The organism is Streptomyces sp. TRM70350 (assembly GCF_019219825.1).
Classification (GTDB): domain Bacteria; phylum Actinomycetota; class Actinomycetes; order Streptomycetales; family Streptomycetaceae; genus Streptomyces.
Window position 1 is genome coordinate 19161 of record NZ_JAHUXH010000035.1, and the last position, 22303, is coordinate 41463.

Here is a 22303-nt window from a genome sequence, read left to right on the forward strand (position 1 = left end):
CTTCCAAGCCGCAGTTTCTACGCCAGCCGGATCACGTTCCAGGACAGCGGCTCCAGGACCGCCGTCAGACGGCCGTCCTCCAGGGTCGTGCCCTCGACGGCGTGCGGGGTGACGCGGTCGGGGTCGGTGAGCGTGTTGCGGGCGTCGGGGTCGGCGTCCGCGAGCGCGCTGTGCTCGACGACCCGGGTCACGTCCAGGGCGCTGACGGCGACTTCGAGGGGCAGCGGGTTCGTGCGGTCGCGGTTCACCGCGAAGAGCGTGACCGAGCCGTCGTCGGCGCGTACGGCGGTGGCGTGCAGCAGGGGGGTCTCGCCGTACTTCTGTGTCATGTACGTCGGTGAGTCCACGCGGACGTCGAGGACCTCGCCCCGGCCGTACTTCGACGCCTGCGCGAAGGGGAAGAACGTCGTCTGCCGCCAGGCCGGGCCACCGGGCTCCGTCATGATCGGGGCTATGACGTTGACGAGCTGCGCCAGGCAGGCGACGGTGACGCGGTCGGCGTGGCGGAGCAGCGCGATGAGGAGGGAGCCGAAGACGACGGCGTCGGTGACGCTGTAGTTGTCCTCCAGGAGGCGGGGGGCCTCCGGCCAGTCGAGGGGGTCGGCCTCGTTCTGCTCCTGGAATGTCGACATGTACCAGACGTTCCACTCGTCGAAGGAGAGGTTGATCTTCTTCTTCGACTTGAGTTTCGCGCCCACGTGGTCGCAGGTCGCGACGACGTTCTCGATGAAGGACTCCATGTCGACGGCGGAGGCGAGGAAGGAGTCGATGTCGCCGTCGTGGGGTTCGTAGTAGGCGTGGAGTGAGATGTAGTCGACCAGGTCGTAGGTCTCCTTGAGGACCGTTGCCTCCCATTCGGCGAAGGTGGGCATGCCCTGGCCGGAGGAGCCGCAGGCGACGAGTTCGACGGTGGGGTCGATCTGGCGCATGGCGCGGGCGGTCTCGGCGGCGATACGGCCGTATTCCTCGGCGGTTTTGTGGCCGGTCTGCCAGGGGCCGTCCATTTCGTTGCCCAGGCACCACAGGCGGATGTTGAAGGGGTCCTTGTCGCCGTGGGTGACGCGGAGGTCGGAGAGGGCGGTTCCGGAGGGGTGGTTGGCGTATTCCTGGAGTTCGAGGGCTTCTTGTACGCCTCGGGTGCCGAGGTTGACGGCCATCATGGGTTCGGCTTCGGGGCCGAGTTTGGTGAGGAAGCGGATGTATTCGGAGAGGCCGAACTGGTTGGTTTCGGTGGAGCGCCAGGCGAGGTCCAGGCGGCGGGGGCGGGTCCCTGCGGGGCCGACCGTGTCCTCCCACTTGTAGCCCGAGACGAAGTTGCCGCCGGGGTAGCGGATGGTGGTGACGCCGAGTTCGCGGATCAGGTTCAGGACGTCTGTGCGGAGGCCTTCGGGGTCGGCTGTGGGGTGGGTGGGTTCGTGGATGCCGGTGTAGACGCAGCGGCCCAGGTGTTCCACGAAGGAGCCGAACAGGCGGGGGTTTACCTGGCCGATGGTGAAGGTGGGGTCGAGGGTGAAGCGGGCGGTGGGCATGGGGTCCTTTCGCCGTGTGGGTTGCTCTTGTGGTGCGTTCAGGTTGCTCGTGGCTGATCGCGCAGTTCCCCGCGCCCCTGAGGCCAACTGTCCCTGGGGCGTTTTATTGGCCTGCCAAGCCTGTGTGGGCCACCCCCGCCACTATCTGGCGTTGGAAGAAGATGAAGACGATCACCAGCGGGAGGCCTGCCATCAATCCCCCCGCCATCAGCTGGGCCCACTGGATGCCGTACGAGTTCATCACCGTTGCAATACCGTTCGGCATCGTCATCAGGTCGGGATTGTTCGTCACCATGTACGGCCAGAGGAAGTTGTTCCACGAGGCGATGAACGTGAAGATGCCCACCGCCGACAACGACGGGCGGGACAGGGGGAGAACGATCGTGAAGAAGACCCGCCAGCGGCCCGCGCCGTCGATGAACGCGGCCTCCTCCAGTTCCTTCGGGATGCCCTGGAAGAACTTGTAGAGGATGTACACCATCGCCGCCGGCGCGCACTGCGGGAGGATCATGCCCCAGTAGGTGTCGACCATCCCCATCGCCTGGACGGTCGTGAAGAGCGGTACGCCCAGCACTGCCGGGGAGATCATCAGGCCCGCCATCACCAGGCCCAGCAGCGCCTTCTTGCCGCGGAACTCCGTGCGGGCGAAGCCGTACCCGGCCAGGGCGCTCACCAGGACCACGATGAAGGTGACGCAGACCGAGACCACGACCGAGTTGACGAACCAGTTGGTGATGTTGCCGGTCTCGAAGATGTTCCGCCAGGCCTGGAGCGTCCAGTCCTCCGGGAGCCAGTGGGTGGGGACGGCCACCGCCTCGGTCTCGCTCTTGAGGGAGGTGAAGAGCGTCCAGAGGATCGGGGCCGTCATCACCGCGGAGACCAGGGCGCCGAGGGTGGTGAGGGCGATCTGGCTCGGGGTCCAGCGGCGGCGTATTCCGGTGGCGGCACTCATCGGACGGCCTCCTCACGCTTGCGCAGCAGCCACATCCGGGCGAGGGCGACGGCCGCGATGATCAGGAAGAAGAGGATGGAGATCGCGGAGGCGTAGCCCACGCGGTAGCTGGTGAAGCCCTGTTCGAGGGTGTACTGGACGAGCGTGCGGGTCGATTCCTCCGGTCCGGGGCCGAACTCGTACATCACCACCACCTGGTCGAAGACCTGGAGTGAGGCCAGGATCTGGAGGGCCACGACCAGTCCGGTGACGTTGCGCAGCATGGGGAGCGTGATGTGGAGGGCGCGGTGCCAGGCGTTCGCGCCGTCCAGGGCCGCGGCCTCGTAGAGGTGGGGCGGGATGTTCTGGAGGGCGGCCAGGTAGAGCAGGAAGCTGAAGCCGACCGTCCACCAGAGGGTGGCGATGACGACCGCCGTCATGGCCGTCGACTTCTGGGTGAGCCAGGCCGACTCAAGGTGGAAGACGTGGTCGATCAGGCCGGTGTCGGGGTTGAACATCCAGCGCCACATGTTGCCGACGACCGTGGAGGGGAGGAGGAACGGCGCGAAGAAGCAGAGGCGCCAGAGCCACTTCGCGTGGTGGATGTGGTGGGCCAGCATCGCCAGGAGGAAGGCCAGCACCGTGATGCAGGGGACCACCAGGAGCGTGAAGTAGGCACTGTGGCCGAGCGAACTCCAGACCAGGGGGTCGCCCAGGGCCTCCGTGTAGTTGTCCAGGCCGACGAAGCTCGTGCCCTCGCCGGTGATGTTGGCGTCCGTCAGGCTCAGCCAGAGGCCGCGGGCGACGGGGGTGAGGACGAACAGGGCGTAGAGGAACAGGAAGGGGGCGACGAACCAGCCGCCGCGCTGGAGGGAGCGGCCGAGTCGGGCGCGGGCGCCGGTCGTGCCGACGGTGGCTGCGGGGCGTACGACCGCGGCCGTGGTGTCGAGGGTGGTCATGCCGTGCCGCCTCCCATGGGGTTCGGCATCTCCAGGAGTTGGGTCAGGACCTGGCGCATACGGCGGGCCGCGGCGCCCGGTGTCATGGAGCCGAGGTTGGCGGCGACGACGACCGGGCCGATGCGCTGGGCGAGGGTGCCGGAGGAGCCCGCGAACCAGGCGGGGGGTTCCAGGGCCAGGTGGTCCATGGCGGAGGCGTACTCGGACTGCGGCGTGAGCCTGTGGTACGCGGGGTCGGTGAGGGTGGGGGTGTACGCCGGGATGTGGCCGCCCTTCGCCCAGTCCACGGCGTGCCGCACGATGTACGCGGCGAGTCGGTGCGCGGCCTCGTTGGCGGCGCCGCCCCGGTCGGACTGGTGGGGCAGGACGAAGGCGTGCGACTCGGCCTGCGTGGCGGGCTCACCGAAGAGCGGCGGCAGCGGGGTCGCGCCGTACGGGATCTTCGGGGCGTCGTAGACCGGCACCGACCAGCCGCCCTCCCAGACGAAGGCGCCGCCGTTCATGAAGTGCTCGGCGTCGGGGCTGCCCGCGATGTTGTAGCCGTCGGTGATGTGGCGGCGGAGGAACTCCAGGATCTCGGTGGCCTTGTCGGTGTCGAAGGTGACGTCGGTGAGGTGCTCGTCGTAGTAGGTGCCGCCGGCCTGGGCGTAGAAGGACATGAAGAACCACCAGGCGAAGTTCTGGTCGAAGGCGTGCAGGCCGATGGTCTGCAGGCCCTTCTTCACCACCTTCCGGGCCTCCTTGAGGGCGTCGAACCAGTCGTCGGGGGAGGTGAGGGTGATCAGGTTGCCGTCGTCGCCGATGAGGCCCGCCTGGGCGCAGATGTCCTTGCGGTAGAAGTTCAGCTGGGGGTGGATGTCGAGGGGCAGGGCGTACAACTGGCCGTCGATGAGTGAGCGTTGCCAGAGGATGGGGTTGAAGTCCTCCTCCCGCACGCCGTGTTCGGCCAGGAGGTCGATGTCGAAGGGGTCCAGCTGGCGTTCGGGGGCGAAGCCCGCGAGGCGGCCCAGGTGGAGGACGGCCAGGTCGGGGGCGCGGTTGCCCGAGGCCGCCATGGCGAGCTTGGTGTAGTACGGGTTGCCCCAGCGCAGGGTGGAGTCCTTGACGTCGACGCCGGGGGTGGCGGCGCGGAAGGCGTCCAGCATGTCGATCATGTTGACGCCGTCGCCGCCGCTGAAGAGGTTCCAGTAGCGGACCCGGGTGCGGGCGTCGGAGGCGAGGGCGTCGGCGCCCGTGCCGAGGGCGGCGAAGCCGAGGCTGCCGGCCACGGTCAGGCCGCCCAGTGCGGTGAGCAGTTGCCTGCGGTTCAGGCCAGGTTGTCCCATTCCCTGCCCTTACTCTTCGAGAGACGGTCAGCTGACTCGTGCGACGCGTTCGATATATCGACCATCGCCCGTAACTTCGAACGGGACCGTAAAGTCGAAGGACGTGCGCGTCAATGGGTTGCGCACGACTTTCGGCGCCCAGTGATCGTTCTCGATTGAACAACGGTCGCGGGACCACATGACGCGGACAGTTCCGGCCGCGTACTCTCGAACCGCCCGCCGTACGGCGGTGGAAGGGGGTGCGATGGATCTCGCGGCGCTACGGCGGTGGCGGCGCGCTCGGGCCATGCGCACGCTGGTCGCCGAGCTCGGCACCGCCCTGCGGACCCGCCCCCGTCCCCCCGCCGACGTACGCGAACTGTGCCGGGCGCTGTGCGAGGCGATGAGCGCGCAACGCGACGGACGGCCCGTCGAGCTGCTTTTCGAACGGTTCCCCGACGAGATCGAAGTGACCGGCCTGTGGGTGGAGTTCCAGGACTTCGACCTCGTCATCGTCGAGGAACGCGCCGAAGCCCAGCAGCAACTGGTCATCCTCGGACACGAGTTGTGGCACATGCACGCCGGACACGACCATCAGCACCTCACCGGGACGGCCGCGGCGCACGCCCTCGCGGGCCCGTCCGGCCGGAAGGGCGCCGCCCTCGCCGTCGCCGCCCGCAACGGCTCGCGCCGACGGGAGGAGGCCGAGGCCGACGACTTCGGCCACCGGCTCGCCGCACTGTTCCGGCCCCTCCTCTGCGGCGACCGGAGCGCCGACGCCTCGCTCGACCCCGTGCACCGGTCCATGGGCTACCGCGGACGAAAGGGTGTGCGGCGGTGACCAACGCCTCCGGCCTCGTGGGCGGTCCTCCCCTCGCCGACGGCCTCTTCAGCCAGGTGCACCTGACCTTCTGGGTGCCGACCGCCGTCCTGACCGCGGCCCTGGCGATCAAACTGCCCAGCATCATCAAGATGTGGCGGGACCCGCTGCTGCGGGCCGTCGGTGGTCTGCTGCTCTTCGCCTGCGCCGTGTTCGTCTTCGCGGCCCCGCGGACCGTCGCCTGGACGAACCGGGTCACCGGAGTGCCCAACATCTCGGCACCCTGGGTGTACTCCCTGCTCACCGCCCTGTGCGCGTCCTGGCTGCTGCTGATCATCGCCTGGCGCAACGGCCTCACCGACCGCGCGGACCGCACACGCCTCGCGGTCCGCTGGGTCGTCTCCGTCTACGCCGGTGTGATCGTGGCCCTGTGGGTGCTCTTCTGGCTGGCGGACGCGCCCGTGGAACGCCTGCGCGACCTGGACACGTACTACGCCACCACCCCGTTCATGCGCGAGCAGATCCTGCTCTACCTGACCGCGCACACCGTGGCCTGCGCGATCACGGCCCGGCTGATCTGGAACTGGATCCGCACCGACGGCCTCGACGCCTGGCTGCGCTGGGGGCTCAGGCTGCTGGGCGTCGGCTACGCGACGAACCTGTTCTTCGACGCGTCCAAGCTCACCGCCATCGTCGCCCGCTGGACCGGCCACGACCTGGACTGGCTGAGCACCGATGTGGCGCCGCTGGCCGCCTGCGTCTCCGCCACCCTCGTCGCGATCGGCTTCATCGTCCCGCACGCCGGCCAGTACCTCCAGGAGCACTGGCGGGTCCGGGCCCGCCACCGGCAGCTGCGCCCCCTGGTCCTGCTGCTGCGGACCGTCACCGGCGTCCGCGAGCCCTTCGCCCCGCACGCCCCCGCCGAACTGCGCCTGATCCGCCGCGAGACGTTCATCCGTGACGCGCTCCTGCAGCTCTCCCGCCATCTCGACGAGGAACTGCTCCGGCGCTCCCACGAGGCCGCGCTCGCCCTCGGCCGTCCCCCGGCGCGGGCGCAGGCGCTGGCCTCCGCCATCGCCGTCCAGGACGCCGTCGAGCGCAGGCGGCGGGCGCCGGACAACGACAGCACCGGCGACCCCGACACCACGTACCTCCTGCGGGAGATCCACGCCGTGTCCCAGGCCCTTCGCAGTCCCGACGAGATCAAGGCGGTCCGCGCCCGCGCCGCCGCCCCGGCAGAGAGTGTCCCCACGCATGACTGAACCGTCCGTCCCCGCCAGAACCGCCGTCGTCCTGGGGGGATCCCACACCGGCATGCTCGCGGCGCGCGCCCTGACCGAGTTCGCCGACCGAATCGTCGTCGTGGAGCGGGACGTGCTGCCCCAGGGACCCGCCCCCCGCAAGGGGCTGCCGCAGGCGCGGCACGCCCACATGCTGTGGTCGGGCGGTGCGCGGGCCGTGGAGGCGCTGCTGCCGGGCGTCACCGACGCCCTGCGGGACGCCGGGGCGCGCCGGGCACCCGTCACGACGGACGTGGTCGCCCTGTCGCGACAGGGCTGGTTCCGCCGCTGGCCCGAGTCCCACCACGTGCTCCTGGCCGGGCGGGACCTGCTGGACGCGACGATCCGCGCGCAGGTCCTCGCGGACGACCGGGTCGAGGTCCTCCAGGGCACCCGGGCGGTGGGGCTGGAGGGCACCGCGGCGGCCGTCCACGGGGTCCGTGTGCGCGAGCCCGACGGCGGCGAGCGCGTCATCCGGGCGGGCATGGTGGTCGACGCCACCGGGCGGGGCTCGGGGGCGGCCCGGTGGCTGACGGACCTCGGGCTGCCCGCGGCCCGGCAACAGAAGGTCGACTCCGGTCTGGCGTACGCCAGCCGCCTCTATCTCGCCCCCGAGGACACCTGGTCCGGCTTCCCGGTCGTCAACGTGCAGCCCGACCCGCGCGACGGCGGACCGGGCCGGGCGGGCTTCCTGCTGCCCATCGAGGACGGCCGGTGGATCGTCACCCTGTGCGGCACCCGCGGCGGCGAACCCTCCGACGCCGACGACGACTTCGTCCGCTACGCCCGCGAGGACCTCCGGCACCCGCTGATCGGCCACCTGCTGGAACAGGCCGAGCCCCTGTCCGGCGTCTCCTGCACCCGCACCACCGTCAACCGCCGGTACTTCTACGAGCGGATGCCGGCCTGGCCCGAGAACTTCACCGTCCTCGGCGACGCCCTCGCCGCCTTCAACCCGGTCTACGGTCACGGCCTGGCGGCCGCCGCGCGCAGCGCCCTGATCCTGCGCGACCTGACACGGCGCCACGGATGGGGGGCGCCAGGGCTGTCCCGCCGGGTCCAGAAAGCGGTGGCCCGACCGGTCGGCGCCGCCTGGGACATGGCCATCGGCCAGGACGTGTTCTACCCCGGCGCCACGCCGAACGGCCCCTCGCTCAGGGACCGGCTCGTGGCCGCGTACGTCGACCGCCTCATGTACACGGCCACCGGCAACGGGCGCATCGCCCGCCGCGTGACCGACGTGACGTCCCTGGAGCGGGGCACGGAGGCACTGCTGGCGCCGGGGATGGTCCTGGCGGCACTGATCGGCCCCCTGAAACCACCACTACCCGGCCCACCCCTGACGACAGAGGAGCGAAAGGCGGCGGGCCTTTCCTAGCCGACAGTCCGGCAACGCCCCAAAGGGGCGCGGGGCTGCGTTGACTTGCGGCTCCGCCGCGCGGGCGCGACCAGCCCCAACGGCGCCGCAGACACACGACGGCACAGCGCGGCACCGCCTTCACGGCTCACAGCGCGAACGCCGGTTGGACCAGCCCCTTCCCCGCTCCCCGAACCACCAGCAGCGAGCCGGACAACGGCGCCGGGGCCGCCAGTCCGACGCGGGCCGTGGTGATGTACAGGTCCGTCAGATCGGCCCCACCGAAGGCGCACGCCGTCGGACGGGGCACCGGAAGCCGAAGAACCCGGTCCAGCTCGCCCTCAGGCGTGTAGCGGCGTACCGCGCCTCCGTCCCACAGCGCCACCCACACACAGCCGTCGGCGTCGACCGTGAGGCCGTCGGGGAAGCCGGCGCCCTCCTCGATCTCCACGAGGGCGCGGCGGTTGGCCACGTGGCCGTCCACGGCGTCGAAGACGTCGATACGGCGGGTCGGGGAGTCGACGTAGTACATGAGGCGGCCGTCGGGGCTCCAGCCCGTGCCGTTGCTCACCGTCACGTCGTCGAGGACGACGTCCACCGAGCCGTCGGGCGCGACACGGGACAGCGTGCCGCCGCCCGGTGCCTCGTCGTAGCGCATGGTGCCCGCCCACAGCGCCCCGTCCGGCGCCACGGCGGCGTCGTTGGCGCGGCGGCCGGGGACCGGGTCGTGGTGCAGCCAGCGGAAGGTGCCGTCCGGGTCCAGCAGGCCCACTCCGTCGCGGAGGTTGAGGACCAGGCCGCCGTTCGCGCGGGGTTTGGCCGCGCCGACGTGCTGGGGCGTGGTGCGGGTGGTGCGGCGGCCGGTGGCGGGGTCGTAGGTGTGCAGGCGGGAGGCGAGGATGTCGATCCAGATCAGCCGTCCGGCCGCCGCGTCCCATGTCGGGCCCTCGCCCAGCGTCGCCTCGGCGCGCACGGCCACCTCGTACGGCGTCATGCGGCGCTCCGGTGGCCCAGCCGCTCCGACAGCTCGGCCGCGCCCTTCGCGGCGAGCTGCTCCAGCTCGGCGCGGCGCTCGTCGCTCCAGCGGATCATCGGCACGGAGATGGACAGGGCGGCCACCACCCGGCCGGTGCGGTCCCGGACCGGCGCGGCGACGCAGGAGACGTCCGGGTTGGACTCGCGGTTCTCCACCGCGATGCCCCGCTGCCGGATCCCGGCCAGTGCCTCGCGCAGGGCCGCCGGGTCGGTGATGCTGTTCGGCGTCATCGCGGCCAGCTTCACGCTGTCGGGGACGCGTGCGGCGAGCTCCTGCTCGGGCAGCGAGGCCAGCAGCATCTTGCCGACCGACGTGCAGTGGGCGGGCAGGCGGCGGCCGGCCGCGGAGACCATGCGCACGGCGTGCGTGGAGTCGACCTTGGCGATGTAGATGACGTCCGTGCCCTCCAGGATCGCCACGTGCACCGTCTCGTCGCAGGTCTCGGCGACGGACCGGGCGACCTGCTGGCCCTCGGCGGCGAGGTCGAGCTGCTCGGCGTAGCGGCTGCCGAGCTGGTACGGGCGTACGCCGAGCCGGTAGCGGCCCGGCTGGCCGGGGACCTGGACGATGTAGGACCGGGCGGCGAGCGTGGTGACCAGCTCGTGCACGGTGGTGCGCGGCAGCTGCAGCTTGCGCACGATGTCGGGGGCGGAGAGCGTGCCGTCCCCGTCGAGGAAGAGCTCCAGGATGTCGAGAGCCCGGGTCACGGCAGGTACGAGGCGTCCCACGACCGGCCCCCTCCCTTGCGTTCTGAGACGTGTGTCTGTTGGCTAGAGCGTTGTCTGCGGTGGTCTGAGTTTCGGTCTGACGATGGAGTGTCGATCCGAGCCGCTGTGTTCGAAATTTCAACACGCGGTCGGAATGGCGAACACAGGCTACTCATGGAGTGTTTGCCTGGGCAATGGCCTTGCACGGGCCAGGTGAGGCGGTGGGCGCGCTCAGTCCGCGCGCAGATGCCCGAAGGCCGTGCGGAGCAGTTCCTCGGCGACGGCCGGCGTGCGCTCCTCCTCCGGCAGCGCCGCGTACGCGAACAGCGCGGAGCGGATCGCGCCGAGGGCGGCCCGGGAGAGCACCGCGGCACGCAGGGGCGTGGCCGTCTCGGGGTCGTGCCGCGCGAGCCGTTCGCGCACGGCCTGCGCGAGTTCGTCCTCGAACTGGCTGAGCACCGGCAGGAACTGACGCACCGGCTGGCCGGGGAAGCGCTGCGGCGGCCCGCTGAACATCAGGCCGACACCGCCGTCGGCGACGAGGTCGAGCGCCGCGCCCAGCACCGCCGAGTACGGGTCCTCACCGGCGGGCCGGGCGATCACCCGGGCCCGCATGACGGGCACGAGGTCCAGGGTCTCGTCGAGGACGAGGTCCTCCTTGGACGGGAAGTAGCGGAAGAACGTCCGCTCGGTGACCCCGGCGGCCGCCGCGATGTCGCGCACGGTGGTCCGGGCGTATCCGCGCTCCTCGAACATGCGGTGCGCCGCCTCCTGGAGCGCCTTGCGCGTGGCCGCCTTGTGCGCCTCGCGCCGACCGCGGGGCGCGGCGGGGGGAGAGTCGAGGGTTGCCATGTGAGGAGTATCGCAGGCGGAAAACCGACGGTACAGAATCTGTCAGTCATGACAGATTGGCTATGCTGTCAGTCATGACACTTTTTCGGAGGGGGCGTACGGTCCGCAGGCCGATCTCCCGGCGGGCCCGGCTGGTCGCCCTGGGCGTGGCCGGCGCGGTGCTGGCCGCCGGAGGTGTCGCCGAGGCGGTGGCACGCGACCGGGCGGCCGACCGGCTCGCGGACCGTATGGAGCGCCGGCTGCACACCGCGCTGGACGTCGGCTTCGGCCCGACCCCCGTGATGGTGCAGCTGGCCCGCGGATCCTTCCCCCGCGTGGAGGTCTCCGGCGAGGGCGCGACCTTCCGCCGGTTCACCGGGGTGGATCTGCACGCCGAACTGGACGACGTGGTGCGCACCGGCGACGGGCTGTCGGTGGCCGACTCCCGGGTCAGCGCCGAGCTGGCCGACGCCGCCCTCGCGGACGCCGTCGCCACGATGACCGGGGGCGCGCTGGGCGCCGCCGCCGTCACCACCGACCCGGGCACGGGCGAACTGGTCGTGCACGCCGGGCCGGCCGGGCGGATCGCCGTCGGTTTCCGGCCGGTGCTGCAGGAGCAGGGCATCCGCTTCGAACGCACCACCGTGCAGGTGGGCGACCGCACGATTCCGGACGCCCTCGCCGCGCAACTGCTCGGCGAGACCCCGCAGGAACTGGACCTGTCCGGGCTGCCGCTCGACCTGACGCCGCGGCGGCTCGCCGTGACGTCGAGCGGGCTGCGGCTGGAGCTGACGGGGGGCAGTACGACCGTGCAGGCCTGAGCCCGGCCCACGCCGACCGTCGTGCCCCCTTTCGAAGACGACCCCCCTCGCACTGCCACTACTGCACGAGGAGCATCTCCGTGGCGACTTGGCTCTATCGGCTCGGTCTCGGCGCATACCGCCGCCGGCGGCTCGTCCTGGCGGCCTGGCTGGCCGTGCTGGCCGGTGCCGTCTGTGCGCTGGTCGTCGTGGGCGGCAAACTCGACAACGAGTTCACGATTCCCGGCTCCGAGTCCCAGCGGGCCCAGGACACGATGGCCGAGGACTTCCCGGCGGCGGCCGGGACCAGCGCGCAGATCGTGTTCACCGCGCCCGAGGGACGCAGGGTGAGCGATCCGCAGGCGGCACAGGGCATCCAGCGCACGCTCGCCGCCGCGCAGGACGCTCCGCAGGTCGCCGCCGTGATCCCGCCGGACCGGGCCGGGACCGTGACGCCGGACGGGCGGACCGCGCTGGCGCAGGTCAACTACGACGTGACCCGGTCCGCCCTGGACGACGGCACGCTCGACGCGCTGGAGGAGACCACGCGGGCCGCCGAGGAGGCGGGGCTGGAGGTGTCCGTCGGCGGGCAGGCGTACGGCAACGGTGTGCTCACCCCCAGCGTGCTCGAACTCCTCGGCGTGGTCGTGGCGTTGGCGGTGCTCGCCCTCACCTTCGGCTCGCTGCTCGCCGCCGGGATGCCGCTGCTGACCGCGTTCGTCGGCGTCGGCACCGGGCTCGCGGGGCTGCTGGCGGTGTCGTCGGGGGTGACGGTGTCGTCGACCGCGCTGAGCCTGGCGCTGATGCTGGGGCTGGCGGTCGGCATCGACTACGCCCTGTTCGTGCTGTCCCGGCACCGCACGCAGCTGGCCCAGGGGATGGACCCGCGTGAGTCCGCCGGGCGGGCGGTCGGTACGGCGGGCAGCGCGGTGGTGTTCGCGGGGACGACGGTCATCATCGCCCTGGTGGGTCTGCTGGTCGTCCGCATCCCGTTCCTGACCGTCATGGGCCTGAGCGCGGCGGCGACCGTGCTGATCGCGGTGCTGGTCGCGGTGACACTGCTGCCCGCGCTGTTCGGCCTCGCGGGCGCACGGCTCGCGCCGCGTCCGGGGTCGCGGGCGGCCCGGCGGGCGGGGGTGGTGGCGGGGCACACCAAGGACACCGGGGACACCAAGGACACCGAAGACACCGAAGACACCGATGACACCGCGGGCATCAAGGACACCGAGGACACCGAGGACACGGCCAAGTCACGCGCGTCCGTCATGGGCCAGCGCTGGGCCCGGCTGGTCACCCGCCGCCCCCTCCTCGTCGTCGTCGCCACCGTCGCCGCCCTGGTCACCCTCGCCCTCCCCGCCGCCGATCTGCGCCTCGCGCTGCCCGACAACGGCACGGCGGCGCACGGGACGTCACAGCGGGAGACCTACGACACCGTCGCCGACTCCTTCGGGCCCGGATTCAACGGGCCGTTGCTGGTGCTCGCCGAGGCGGACACGCCGGGGCAGGACGGGCAGCGGCAGGTGACCACCGTGGCCGGGCGGTTGCAACAGCTGCCGGGAGTGGTGAAGGTGGGGCAGCCGCAGTACGCGCCGGACTCCGGGCGGGCGGTGATCCAGGTGGTGCCCGAGGGCGGCCCGCAGGACGAGTCCACGCAGGATCTGGTGGACGCCATCCGCGACGACGCGGCCACGATCGAGGGCGAGACGGGCGCCGCCGTCTCCGTCACCGGCACCACCGCGATCGGCATCGACGTCTCCGACCGGCTGAGCGCCTCGCTGCTGCCGTTCGCGGCCGTGGTGGTGGGCCTGTGCCTGGTGCTGCTGCTGCTCGTGTTCCGGTCCCTGGTCGTGCCGGTCAAGGCGACGATCGGCTTCCTGCTGTCGGTGGCGGCGTCCTTCGGCGCGGTCGTGGCGGTGTTCCAGTGGGGCTGGCTCGCCGACGCGCTGGACGTGGCCCGGACCGGACCGGTGGTCAGTTTCCTGCCCATCGTGCTGATGGCGGTGCTGTTCGGGCTGGCGATGGACTACGAGGTGTTCCTGGTGTCGAGCATGCGTGAGGAGTGGGTGCGCACCGGGCGGGCCCGGGACGCGGTGGTCGACGGCGCCGGGCACGCCTCACGGGTGGTCACGGCGGCGGCGCTCATCATGTTCGTCGTCTTCGCCAGCTTCGTGACGACCGAGGACGCCATCGTCAAACCCATCGCGTTCTCCCTGGCGTTCGGTGTGCTGGTGGACGCCTTCGTGGTGCGGATGACGCTGGTGCCGGCGGTGCTGGCCATGGTGGGCCGCGGCGCCTGGTGGCTGCCACGGGGACTGGACCGGCTGCTGCCCGACCTGGACATCGAGGGGGCGCGGCTGCACGACGGCCCGCACAAAGAGCCCGTACGGCCGCTGACCGAAATCAAAGCGGGCTCTGGCTGAAATTCCCCGGGAAAACACTCCACCGGCCCGCCTCTCGGGTTCACCGAGAGGCGGGCCGGCATCTTTTGCCGTTAATTTTTCCGCCACGGAAATTAACAGCGGAACATTTGATTCCACCGAAGCCCTTGTGTTTGACTGAAGGCATCGAATCGACATCCGGTTCGAACGGGGGGAGAGCTGACCACTCTCTCGTCAACCTTCGTACGCCCACCTGGCGTATCTTCACTCAGCGCCATCCAATGGTCTGGCCTGCGCAAAGAGGCGCGGGCCGGATTTCCTTTGGCACGCACGATTCCCTCTGCCGTCTTTCGCCCGAGCGGTCGTTTCCCGCTGCCCGAAACAAAGGAATCACGCATGCACCTCGAAGAGAAAATCGCCCCTGCCCGCCGCGCACTGCGTACCGCGGCGCGCCCTGTCATCACCGGCTCCTCGCATTCCTTTCCGGGCACCCGGAGCAGCCAGGACGACCTGTGGCAGGACTTTTTCCTGGATCATTACGAGGGTTTTCCGCTGGCCCGCCGGATATTCGAGAATTCCGGCATCAGCTCCCGCTCCACGGCCGTGGACCCGCGTGCCGAGAAGGAGGTGTCCGGCTGGAGCACCGGGCAGCGCATGGCCCGCTACATCGACGAGGCGGTCCCGCTCGGCAAGCGCACCGTCGCGGGCGCCCTGGAGTCGGCGGGCCTGGCCCCGCAGGACGTCGGCCTGCTGGCCGTGGCCTCCTGCACCGGCTACACCACACCCGGCCTGGACTTACGCCTCGCCGACGAGCTGGGCATGAGCAGCAGGGTCCAGCGGCTGTTCATCGGCCACATGGGCTGCTACGCCGCCGTCCCGTCCCTGGGCGCGGTCTCCGACTTCGTCGCCTCACGCGGCCGCCCGGCCGTGCTGCTGTGCCTCGAACTCACCTCGCTGCACGTCCAGCCGCCCACCCGCGACATCGAACAGATCGTGGCGCACGCCCTGTTCGCCGACGCGGCCGCCGCCGTCGTCCTCGAACCCGACGCGGACTCCGGCTACGAGGTGATCGACGTCGTCGCGGTCACCGACCACTCCACCGCCGACCACATGAGCTGGCAGATCACCGACCTCGGCTTCAAGATGGGCCTGTCGCCCAAGGTCCCGGACGTGCTCGCGCAGCACGTCGGCGAGGTGGTCCGCGACCAGCTGCTCGCCCCGCACGGGCTCAGCCCCGAGGAGGTCACCGGCTGGGCCGTGCACCCGGGCGGCAAGCGGATCCTGGAGGTCGTCGGCGAGCGCCTCGGCCTGCCGGCCGGCGCGCTGGACGCGTCGTACGGCGTCCTCGACGAGTGCGGCAACTGCTCCTCGCCGACCGTCCTGATGGTGCTTCAGCGGCTGCCCCGCACCGACGGCCCGGTGGTCGCCATGGCCTTCGGCCCCGGCCTCACCCTCTACGCGGCCCTGCTGCGCCGGTCCTGACACCGGCCGGGCACCTTCCCGCACCACCCACGGACACCACCCCAAGGACGCACGGAAGGAACAGCTGCGCATGCCCACCCCGACCTCACCGGCACCGGGCCAGGTCTTCGTCACCGGCACCGGCCGCTGCGGCTCCACCCTGGTCTCCGAGCTGCTGCGCGAACACCCGCAGGTCCTCAGCCTGTCGGAGCTCTTCAACCACCTCACCGACATGTACCGGATCACCGCCCGGGTCTTTCCCGAAGGCCCGCTCACCGCGGCGGAGTTCTGGCGGATCCTGTCCTCCCGCAACACCGTCAACAAGCTCCTGACCGCCCACGGACTGGCCCCCAAGGAAGTCCTCTACCGCCCCTCGGCCACCACCCGCTTCCAGGCCGACACCGGCGTCCCGGCCGTCCTCCTCACCACGCTCCCCCACCTCACCGAGACCCCGGACGAGCTGTACGACGAACTCGAGGCCGCGGTCGCCGAGTTCCCGGACGCCGGTGTCGGCGAGCACTACCACCGCCTGTTCGGCCGGCTGTGCGCCCGCTTCGGCAAGGCCCTGTGGGCCGAGCGCAGCGGCGGCTCGCTGATCCTCGCCTCGCAGTTCCGCGAGCACTTCCCCGAGGCCCGCTATCTGCACATCGTGCGCGACGGCCGGGACACCGCCCTGTCCATGAGCCGCCACACCGGTTTCCGCATGGCCGCCGTGGTGATGGCGCTGCACCTGACGCTGGGCCACGACCCGTACGCCGAGCAGCCGTCGCTCGACGCCGAGCGGGACCTGGGCTTCGTACCGGAGGAGCTGCTGCCGTTCCTGCCGGAACGTTTCGACGCCGCCGCCGTGCGCGACTACCGGGTCCCGGTGTCGCTGTTCGGCACCTACTGGGCGGACGAGATGCAGCGCGGCATGGCGGCGCTGTCCGCACTGCCGCAGGAGAACGTGCTGCACCTGTGGTACGAGGACCTGCTCGCCGCGCCCGAGGAGTCCCTGCACCGCATCGGCGAGTTCCTCGGCGCCGAGTTCGTGGACGCCGACTGGGAGCGCCGCTGCGCGGCCAAGGTGGGCGCGCCCTCGTCGTCCTGGCGGGATCTGCCCGACGCCGAGCGGGAGGAGCTGGAGCAGGCGTGCGCCCCCGGCTTCTCGGTGCTCGCCGCGCACGGGGTCGTCCCCCTGGCCGGTACGGCGGCCCCGGCGGCGAGGAGCGGCGCATGAGGACCCCGCCGACCCAGGGCGCCACGGTCTGGCTGACCGGGCTGCCCAGCTCCGGCAAGACGACCCTGGCGCAGGCGCTGGCCAGCCGCCTCACCCGCGAAGGGCACCGCGTCGAGGTGCTCGACGGCGACGAGATCCGCACCTTCCTCAGCGCCGGCCTCGGCTTCACCCGTGAGGACCGCGACACCAACGTGCAGCGCATCGGCCTGGTCGCCGAGGTGCTGGCCCGCAACGGCATCCTCGTGCTGGTCCCGGTCATCGCGCCGTACGCCGACAGCCGCGAGGCGGTCCGCAAGCGGCACGAGGCGAGCGGGACGCCGTATCTGGAGGTGCATGTCGCCACCCCGCTCCAGGTGTGCGCCGTCCGCGATGTGAAGGGCCTGTACGCGCAGGCCCGGGCCGGGCGGCTGTCCGGGCTGACCGGCATCGACGACCCCTACGAGCCGCCGCAGTCGCCGGACGCCAAGGTGGAGACCCAGCTCCAGTCCGTCACCGAGTCGGTGGACGTCGTGCACGCGCTGATGGCGGATCGGGGGCTGCTGTGACCGCCGTGGCCGCCCGGCTCACGCACACCGACGTGCTGGAGTCGGAGGCGGTGTACATCTTCCGCGAGGTGGCCGGGGAGTTCGAGAAGCCGGTGCTGCTGTTCTCCGGCGGCAAGGACTCCGTGGTCATGCTGCATCTGGCGCTGAAGGCGTTCGCGCCGGCGCCGCCGCCGTTCCCGCTGCTGCACGTGGACACCGGGCACAACTTCCCGGAGGTGCTCGCCTACCGGGACCGTGTGGTGGCCACCCATGGGCTCACCCTCCATGTGGCGTCCGTACAGGACTACATCGACCGGGGTGTGCTGCGCGAACGTCCCGACGGCACCCGCAACCCGCTCCAGACGCTTCCGCTGCTGGAGGCCATCAGCGGCGGCGGCTTCGACGCGGTGTTCGGCGGCGGGCGGCGCGACGAGGAGAAGGCCCGCGCGAAGGAGCGGGTGTTCTCGCTGCGCGACGAGTTCGGTACGTGGGACCCGCGCCGCCAGCGGCCCGAGCTGTGGCAGCTGTACAACGGCCGCCATCTGCCCGGCGAGCACGTGCGGGTGTTCCCGCTCAGCAACTGGACCGAGCTGGACGTGTGGCAGTACATCGCCCGTGAGGAGATCGAGCTGCCGTCCATCTACTTCGCGCACGAGCGCGAGGTGTTCCTGCGCTCCGGCATGTGGCTGGCCCCCGGCGACTGGGGCGGCCCCAAGGACGGCGAACCGGTGGAGAAGCGCCGGGTGCGCTACCGCACCGTCGGCGACATGTCCTGCACCGGCGCGGTCCTGTCCGAGGCGTCCGACGTCGACGAGGTGATCGTCGAGATCACCGCCTCCCGGCTCACCGAGCGCGGCGCCACGCGTGCCGACGACCGGCTGTCGGAGGCCGCGATGGAGGACCGCAAACGCGAGGGGTACTTCTGACATGACCGCCGACCTGACGGCTTTCGGCCACCCCCCGCATGTCACCGCCGCCCTGATGATGCGCGGCATCTTCCAGGAGGCCCGGTCCCGGCTGACCGTCGGGGCCGGCGCACAGGAGGGACACGTGAACCCCATGCCCACCCATCCTCTTGAGGCCCCGGCGGCCGAGGCGGACCTGCTCCGCTGGGCCACCGCGGGCTCGGTGGACGACGGCAAGTCCACCCTCGTGGGGCGGCTGCTGCACGACTCCAAGTCGGTCCTCGCCGACCAGCTGGAGGCCGTGGCCCGCGCCTCCTCCGGGGAGGGACCCGACCTGGCCCTGCTCACCGACGGGCTGCGCGCCGAGCGCGAGCAGGGCATCACCATCGACGTGGCGTACCGCTACTTCGCCACGCCCCGCCGCCGGTTCATCCTCGCCGACACCCCGGGCCATGTGCAGTACACCCGGAACATGGTCACCGGCGCCTCCACCGCCGCCCTCACCGTGATCCTCGTCGACGCCCGCAAGGGCGTGGTCGAGCAGACCCGCCGGCACGCGGCCGTGGCGGCGCTGCTGCGGGTGCCGCACGTGGTGCTCGCCGTCAACAAGATGGACCTCGTCGGCTACGAGGAGTCCGCCTTCGCCCGCATCGCCGGGGAGTTCACGCGCCTCGCGACCGGACTCGGCATCCCCGAGGTCACCGCGATCCCGATCTCCGCGCTCGCCGGGGACAACGTCGTCGAGCCGTCCACGCGCATGGACTGGTACGGCGGCCCGACCGTCCTGGCCCATCTGGAGAACGTGCCCGTCAGCGAGGAGGCCGCGGACGCGCCCGCCCGCTTCCCGGTCCAGTACGTCATCCGCTCCGGCGACCGGCGCCTGTACGCCGGTCAGCTCGCGACCGGCGCCCTGCGCGTCGGCGACCGGGTCACCGTGCTGCCGTCCGGGCGGACCACCACCGTCACCGGCGTCGACGTCCTGGGCGCCCCGGCCGAGCTGGTGCGCTCCCCGCAGTCGGGCGCGCTGCGCCTCGCCGACGACCTGGACGTCTCCCGCGGGGACCTGATCGTCCCGGTGGCGGCGTTGCCGGAGGTGTCCCGGGACGTCGAGGCGGCCGTGTGCCATCTGCACGAACGCCCGCTGCGGCCCGGGGACCACGTGCTGCTGCGGCACACCACACGGACCGTGCGCGCGGTGGTCCGGCAGATCCGGGGCGCCGGGCGGCTGGACCTCAACGAGATCGGGCAGGTGGCACTGCGCACCGCCGAGCGGCTGGCGTTCGACCGCTACGAGGACAGCCGCCGCACCGGCTCGTTCGTGCTGATCGACCCGGCCGACGGGGCCACGCTGACCGCGGGCATGGTCGGCGCGACCGCTCCGGGGACCCCCGATGCGGCTGCCTGAGCGCCGCCGCACGTCCCGCCGCTCCCGGCGTCCGCTCCGAGCGGCCCTGGCGCTGCTCCTGCTGCTCCTGCTCGGCGTGGCGGGCTGCGGCTACGGGTCCCGGGCGCCGGGCGCGGCGGCGGCCCCGGCCGTCGGCACGGGTCCGCCGCTGTCGGCGGAGTCGGTCTCCGTCGGCTACTTCGCCAACGTTGCCCACGCCACGCCGCTGGCCGCCGTCCAGGAGGGCTACCTCACCCGCGAGCTGGGCGGCACCCGGCTGCGCACGCAGGTGTTCAACGGCGGCCCGTCGGCGCTGGAGGCGCTCAACGCCGGTGCGGTGGACATCGCGTGGATGGGCCCGTCGCCCGCGATCAACGGCTTCCTGCGCTCCGGTGGCCGTGGCCTCAGGATCGTCTCGGGTGCCGCCTCGGGCGGGGTCGCGCTGGTCGTCGACGCGGACACGAAGGTGCGCGGCACGGACATCCGGGGGCTGCGGATCGCGACGCCCGAGGCGGGCAGCACGCAGGACGTGGCGCTGCTGCACTGGATCCGGCAGCAGGGCTGGAAGGTCGACCCGCGCACCGGACGCGGTGACGTGACGGTCGTACGGCAGTCCGTCAAGGAGATCCCGACGAGCTTCCGGCGCGGCGCGATCGACGGGGCGTGGGTGCCGGAGCCGGTGGCGGCGCAGCTCGTCGCGTCCGGTGGGCGGGTGCTGGTCGACGAGGCGGACCTGTGGGACGGCGGCGCGTTCGTCACCGCGCTCGTGGTGGTCGACCCGTCGTTCCTCGAAGACCATCCGGACGTCGTCGAGGCCGTGCTGCGCGGCGCGGTGCGCACCAACGCCTGGCTGAGGACCCGGCCCGCCGAAGGGCGGGCGGCCGTCAACCGGGCCATCGAGACGCTGACCGGCCGCCCGCTGCCGGACCGGGTCCTCGACGCGGCCTGGCGGCACGTCCGCCTCACCGCCGATCCGCTCGCCGCGACCCTCGCCGAGGAGGCCGACCGGGCCGAACGGCTCGGCCTGCTCGGCGGCAGCCGTGACGCCCTGGACGGAATCCTCGATCTGCGCCCCCTCAACCGGGTCCTCGCCCAGCGGGGCGAGGCGGCCGTGGACGACGCCGGGCTCGGTGCCGCGGCCTCTGGGACAGCCCCCTGAGACAGCCCTCTGAGACCTCCCCGAACCAAAGGATTTGATCCCATGTCAGAAACGGTGCTGCGGGCCGGCGCACCGGCCCGCCCCGTCCTCGTGGCCGAGGCGGAGCGACCCGCCGTACGCCTCACCCATGTCTCCAAGTGGTTCGACACCGCCGGGCGCCGCCAGACGGTCCTCGACGACATCGGGCTGACCGTCGGCCGCGGCGAGTTCGTCTGTGTGCTGGGCGCCTCCGGCTGCGGCAAGTCCACGCTGCTCAACCTGGTCGCGGGCCTGGACCGGCCGTCCACGGGCGCCATCGACGTGCCCGGCGGGCGGCGGCCCGCGCTGATGTTCCAGGACCACGCCCTGTTCCCCTGGCTCACCGCCGGGCGGAACGTGGAACTCGCCCTGCGGCTGCGCGGGGTGCCCCGGCGCGAGCGGCCCGAACAGGCGCGGCGGCTGCTCGACCTGGTCCGGCTGAAGGACGCGTACGGCAAGCGGATCCACGAGCTGTCCGGCGGGATGCGCCAGCGCGTCGCCCTGGCCCGCGCGCTGGCCCAGGACGCCGACGTGCTGCTGATGGACGAGCCGTTCGCCGCGCTCGACGCCATCACCCGCGATGTGCTGCACGAGGAACTCACCCGGATCTGGGCCGAGAACAACCTCACCGTCCTGTTCGTCACCCACAACGTCCGCGAGGCGGTCCGGCTCGGGCAGCGGGTCGTGCTGCTGTCCTCCCGGCCGGGCCGGATCGCCCGCGAGTGGGCCGCCACCGGCACCCCGGAGGCCGCCCTCACGGCCCTGGTCACCGACGCGTTACGGGAGGAGATACGCCGCCATGGCCGCCGGTGAGACGGTCACGACCCGCAAGGTCCAGGAGACCGCGGCCGTCGAGGCGGGCCTGGACGCGCTGGACAGCGCGCCCGCCGGGTCCGCCCGGACGCCTGTCGGACGGCTGCTGCGACAGCGGCTGCTGCCGCCCGTGGTGGCCGTCGTCCTGGTCCTGCTCGCCTGGCAGGCCGCGTACGAGGCCGAGCTCAGGCCGGACTATCTGCTGCCGTCCCCGGCCGACGTGGGGCGGGCGCTGTCCGACCAGTGGTACGAGGGGACGCTGTTCTCGACGGTGTGGACCAGCATGGAGCGCGGCGCGCTCGGTTTCGCCGTGGCCGTGCTCATCGGGACCGGGACGGGGCTGCTGCTCAGTGCGCTGCGGCCGCTGCGGGTCGCCGTCGGGCCGGTGCTGTCCGGGTTGCAGTCGCTGCCGTCGGTGGCGTGGGTGCCGGCCGCGGTGGTGTGGTTCGGGCTGACCGACGCCACGATCTACGCGGTGATCCTGCTCGGCGCCGTACCGTCCATCGCGAACGGGCTGCTGACCGGGGTCGACCAGGTGCCGCCGCTGTATCTGCGGGCCGGGCGGGTGCTCGGCGCCACCGGGGCCGCCCGGGTGCGGTACGTGCTGCTGCCGGCGGCGCTGCCCGGCTACCTGGCAGGCCTCAAGCAGGGCTGGGCGTTCTCCTGGCGGTCCCTGATGGCGGCCGAACTCATCGCCAGCTCCCCGGAGCTGGGACTCGGCCTCGGCCAGCTCCTGGAGAACGCCCGCTCCTACCAGGACATGGCGCTGGTGCTCGCCACCATCGGGGAGATCCTCGTCGTGGGCATCGCGGTGGACCTGCTGCTGTTCGCCCCGCTGGAGCGGCGGATGCTCCGGTCGCGAGGTCTCGCGGGGGCCCGGTGACGGTA

20 protein-coding genes are annotated in these 22303 nt (G+C 71.9%); 13 read left to right on the forward strand and 7 right to left on the reverse strand.

The window, feature by feature from the left end; all coding sequences use genetic code 11:
- Positions 1-17 precede the first annotated feature (17 nt).
- The 4 genes from KWI83_RS32760 to KWI83_RS32775 all read right to left on the reverse strand — a co-directional run bounded on the left by KWI83_RS32760 (position 18) and on the right by KWI83_RS32775 (position 4744).
- Positions 18-1529 carry an alpha-N-arabinofuranosidase gene (locus KWI83_RS32760; protein WP_218518029.1) on the reverse strand — a complete coding sequence of 504 codons (1512 nt, stop codon included), beginning with the start codon at positions 1527-1529 and terminating at the stop codon, positions 18-20.
- A gap of 103 nt (positions 1530-1632) precedes the next feature.
- Entirely contained in the window at positions 1633-2481 is an 849-nt protein-coding gene (locus KWI83_RS32765; protein WP_218518030.1) for a carbohydrate ABC transporter permease, read from the reverse strand.
- Positions 2478-3419 (reverse strand): carbohydrate ABC transporter permease, encoded by a 942-nt coding sequence (locus KWI83_RS32770; protein ID WP_218518031.1) that lies wholly within the window; start codon positions 3417-3419, stop codon positions 2478-2480. Before KWI83_RS32770 ends, KWI83_RS32765 begins: the two co-directional genes overlap by 4 nt.
- Positions 3416-4744 (reverse strand): extracellular solute-binding protein, encoded by a 1329-nt coding sequence (locus KWI83_RS32775; RefSeq protein WP_218518032.1) that lies wholly within the window; start codon positions 4742-4744, stop codon positions 3416-3418. The genes KWI83_RS32770 and KWI83_RS32775 overlap by 4 nt, the downstream gene beginning before the upstream one ends.
- Before the next feature lie 244 nt (positions 4745-4988).
- On the opposite strand from KWI83_RS32775, the gene KWI83_RS32780 reads away from it, so the two are divergent.
- The 3 genes from KWI83_RS32780 to KWI83_RS32790 are packed head-to-tail and all read left to right on the forward strand — an operon-like array spanning position 4989 to position 8201.
- Positions 4989-5564 carry a toxin-antitoxin system, toxin component family protein gene (locus KWI83_RS32780; protein WP_218518033.1) on the forward strand — a complete coding sequence of 192 codons (576 nt, stop codon included), beginning with the start codon at positions 4989-4991 and terminating at the stop codon, positions 5562-5564.
- Positions 5565-5581: 17 nt separating this feature from the next.
- Entirely contained in the window at positions 5582-6805 is a 1224-nt protein-coding gene (locus KWI83_RS32785; RefSeq protein WP_218518069.1) for an MAB_1171c family putative transporter, read from the forward strand.
- Positions 6798-8201: an NAD(P)/FAD-dependent oxidoreductase gene (locus tag KWI83_RS32790; RefSeq protein WP_218518034.1), complete on the forward strand. Its 1404-nt coding sequence runs from the start codon at positions 6798-6800 to the stop codon at positions 8199-8201. Before KWI83_RS32785 ends, KWI83_RS32790 begins: the two co-directional genes overlap by 8 nt.
- 127 nt (positions 8202-8328) lie before the next feature.
- Here the strand turns inward: KWI83_RS32790 and KWI83_RS32795 are convergent, their stop codons facing one another.
- The 3 genes from KWI83_RS32795 to KWI83_RS32805 all read right to left on the reverse strand — a co-directional run bounded on the left by KWI83_RS32795 (position 8329) and on the right by KWI83_RS32805 (position 10775).
- Complete coding sequence (locus KWI83_RS32795; RefSeq protein WP_218518035.1) at positions 8329-9174, reverse strand: SMP-30/gluconolactonase/LRE family protein; 846 nt, start codon at positions 9172-9174, stop codon at positions 8329-8331.
- Positions 9171-9944 (reverse strand): IclR family transcriptional regulator, encoded by a 774-nt coding sequence (locus KWI83_RS32800; RefSeq protein ID WP_218518036.1) that lies wholly within the window; start codon positions 9942-9944, stop codon positions 9171-9173. Before KWI83_RS32800 ends, KWI83_RS32795 begins: the two co-directional genes overlap by 4 nt.
- A gap of 210 nt (positions 9945-10154) precedes the next feature.
- A complete protein-coding gene (locus KWI83_RS32805; RefSeq protein WP_218518037.1) occupies positions 10155-10775 on the reverse strand; it encodes a TetR/AcrR family transcriptional regulator in 621 nt (206 codons plus the stop codon).
- A gap of 74 nt (positions 10776-10849) precedes the next feature.
- Here KWI83_RS32805 and KWI83_RS32810 point away from each other — a divergent pair, with 74 nt between their 5' ends.
- The 10 genes from KWI83_RS32810 to KWI83_RS32855 all read left to right on the forward strand — a co-directional run bounded on the left by KWI83_RS32810 (position 10850) and on the right by KWI83_RS32855 (position 22298).
- Positions 10850-11575 carry a DUF2993 domain-containing protein gene (locus KWI83_RS32810; protein WP_218518038.1) on the forward strand — a complete coding sequence of 242 codons (726 nt, stop codon included), beginning with the start codon at positions 10850-10852 and terminating at the stop codon, positions 11573-11575.
- 80 nt (positions 11576-11655) lie between these two features.
- Positions 11656-13974 carry an MMPL family transporter gene (locus KWI83_RS32815; protein WP_218518039.1) on the forward strand — a complete coding sequence of 773 codons (2319 nt, stop codon included), beginning with the start codon at positions 11656-11658 and terminating at the stop codon, positions 13972-13974.
- Positions 13975-14328: 354 nt separating this feature from the next.
- Complete coding sequence (locus tag KWI83_RS32820; protein ID WP_218518040.1) at positions 14329-15414, forward strand: type III polyketide synthase; 1086 nt, start codon at positions 14329-14331, stop codon at positions 15412-15414.
- Between the two features lie 70 nt (positions 15415-15484).
- Positions 15485-16612, forward strand: coding sequence for a sulfotransferase (locus KWI83_RS32825; protein WP_218518041.1), 1128 nt, complete (start codon positions 15485-15487; stop codon positions 16610-16612).
- Positions 16609-17157 (forward strand): adenylyl-sulfate kinase, encoded by a 549-nt coding sequence (gene cysC, locus KWI83_RS32830; RefSeq protein WP_218518042.1) that lies wholly within the window; start codon positions 16609-16611, stop codon positions 17155-17157. Before KWI83_RS32825 ends, cysC begins: the two co-directional genes overlap by 4 nt.
- The gene (gene cysD, locus KWI83_RS32835; protein ID WP_218518043.1) at positions 17154-18062 is read left to right on the forward strand and encodes a sulfate adenylyltransferase subunit CysD; all 909 of its coding nucleotides are present in this window, start codon (positions 17154-17156) and stop codon (positions 18060-18062) included. Before cysC ends, cysD begins: the two co-directional genes overlap by 4 nt.
- 133 nt (positions 18063-18195) lie before the next feature.
- Positions 18196-19446, forward strand: coding sequence for a sulfate adenylyltransferase subunit 1 (locus KWI83_RS32840; RefSeq protein WP_256363137.1), 1251 nt, complete (start codon positions 18196-18198; stop codon positions 19444-19446).
- Positions 19433-20584, forward strand: coding sequence for an ABC transporter substrate-binding protein (locus tag KWI83_RS32845; RefSeq protein WP_218518045.1), 1152 nt, complete (start codon positions 19433-19435; stop codon positions 20582-20584). Before KWI83_RS32840 ends, KWI83_RS32845 begins: the two co-directional genes overlap by 14 nt.
- A gap of 42 nt (positions 20585-20626) precedes the next feature.
- Positions 20627-21415 (forward strand): ABC transporter ATP-binding protein, encoded by a 789-nt coding sequence (locus tag KWI83_RS32850; RefSeq protein ID WP_218518046.1) that lies wholly within the window; start codon positions 20627-20629, stop codon positions 21413-21415.
- On the forward strand, positions 21402-22298 hold the full coding sequence (locus KWI83_RS32855; RefSeq protein WP_218518047.1) for an ABC transporter permease: 897 nt from the start codon (positions 21402-21404) through the stop codon (positions 22296-22298). The genes KWI83_RS32850 and KWI83_RS32855 overlap by 14 nt, the downstream gene beginning before the upstream one ends.
- Positions 22299-22303 lie beyond the last annotated feature (5 nt).

Excerpts from the sequence above, each read along its gene's own strand:
- KWI83_RS32760 (WP_218518029.1), bottom strand. The coding sequence starts at position 1,529 with ATGCCCACCGCCCGCTTCACCCTCGACCCCACCTTCACCATCGGCCAG.
- KWI83_RS32765 (WP_218518030.1), bottom strand. The coding sequence starts at position 2,481 with ATGAGTGCCGCCACCGGAATACGCCGCCGCTGGACCCCGAGCCAGATC.
- KWI83_RS32770 (WP_218518031.1), bottom strand. The coding sequence starts at position 3,419 with ATGACCACCCTCGACACCACGGCCGCGGTCGTACGCCCCGCAGCCACC.
- KWI83_RS32775 (WP_218518032.1), bottom strand. The coding sequence starts at position 4,744 with ATGGGACAACCTGGCCTGAACCGCAGGCAACTGCTCACCGCACTGGGC.
- KWI83_RS32780 (WP_218518033.1), top strand. The coding sequence starts at position 4,989 with ATGGATCTCGCGGCGCTACGGCGGTGGCGGCGCGCTCGGGCCATGCGC.
- KWI83_RS32790 (WP_218518034.1), top strand. The coding sequence starts at position 6,798 with ATGACTGAACCGTCCGTCCCCGCCAGAACCGCCGTCGTCCTGGGGGGA.
- KWI83_RS32795 (WP_218518035.1), bottom strand. The coding sequence starts at position 9,174 with ATGACGCCGTACGAGGTGGCCGTGCGCGCCGAGGCGACGCTGGGCGAG.
- KWI83_RS32805 (WP_218518037.1), bottom strand. The coding sequence starts at position 10,775 with ATGGCAACCCTCGACTCTCCCCCCGCCGCGCCCCGCGGTCGGCGCGAG.
- KWI83_RS32810 (WP_218518038.1), top strand. The coding sequence starts at position 10,850 with ATGACACTTTTTCGGAGGGGGCGTACGGTCCGCAGGCCGATCTCCCGG.
- KWI83_RS32820 (WP_218518040.1), top strand. The coding sequence starts at position 14,329 with ATGCACCTCGAAGAGAAAATCGCCCCTGCCCGCCGCGCACTGCGTACC.
- KWI83_RS32825 (WP_218518041.1), top strand. The coding sequence starts at position 15,485 with ATGCCCACCCCGACCTCACCGGCACCGGGCCAGGTCTTCGTCACCGGC.
- cysC (WP_218518042.1), top strand. The coding sequence starts at position 16,609 with ATGAGGACCCCGCCGACCCAGGGCGCCACGGTCTGGCTGACCGGGCTG.
- KWI83_RS32840 (WP_256363137.1), top strand. The coding sequence starts at position 18,196 with ATGCCCACCCATCCTCTTGAGGCCCCGGCGGCCGAGGCGGACCTGCTC.
- KWI83_RS32845 (WP_218518045.1), top strand. The coding sequence starts at position 19,433 with ATGCGGCTGCCTGAGCGCCGCCGCACGTCCCGCCGCTCCCGGCGTCCG.
- KWI83_RS32850 (WP_218518046.1), top strand. The coding sequence starts at position 20,627 with ATGTCAGAAACGGTGCTGCGGGCCGGCGCACCGGCCCGCCCCGTCCTC.
- KWI83_RS32855 (WP_218518047.1), top strand. The coding sequence starts at position 21,402 with ATGGCCGCCGGTGAGACGGTCACGACCCGCAAGGTCCAGGAGACCGCG.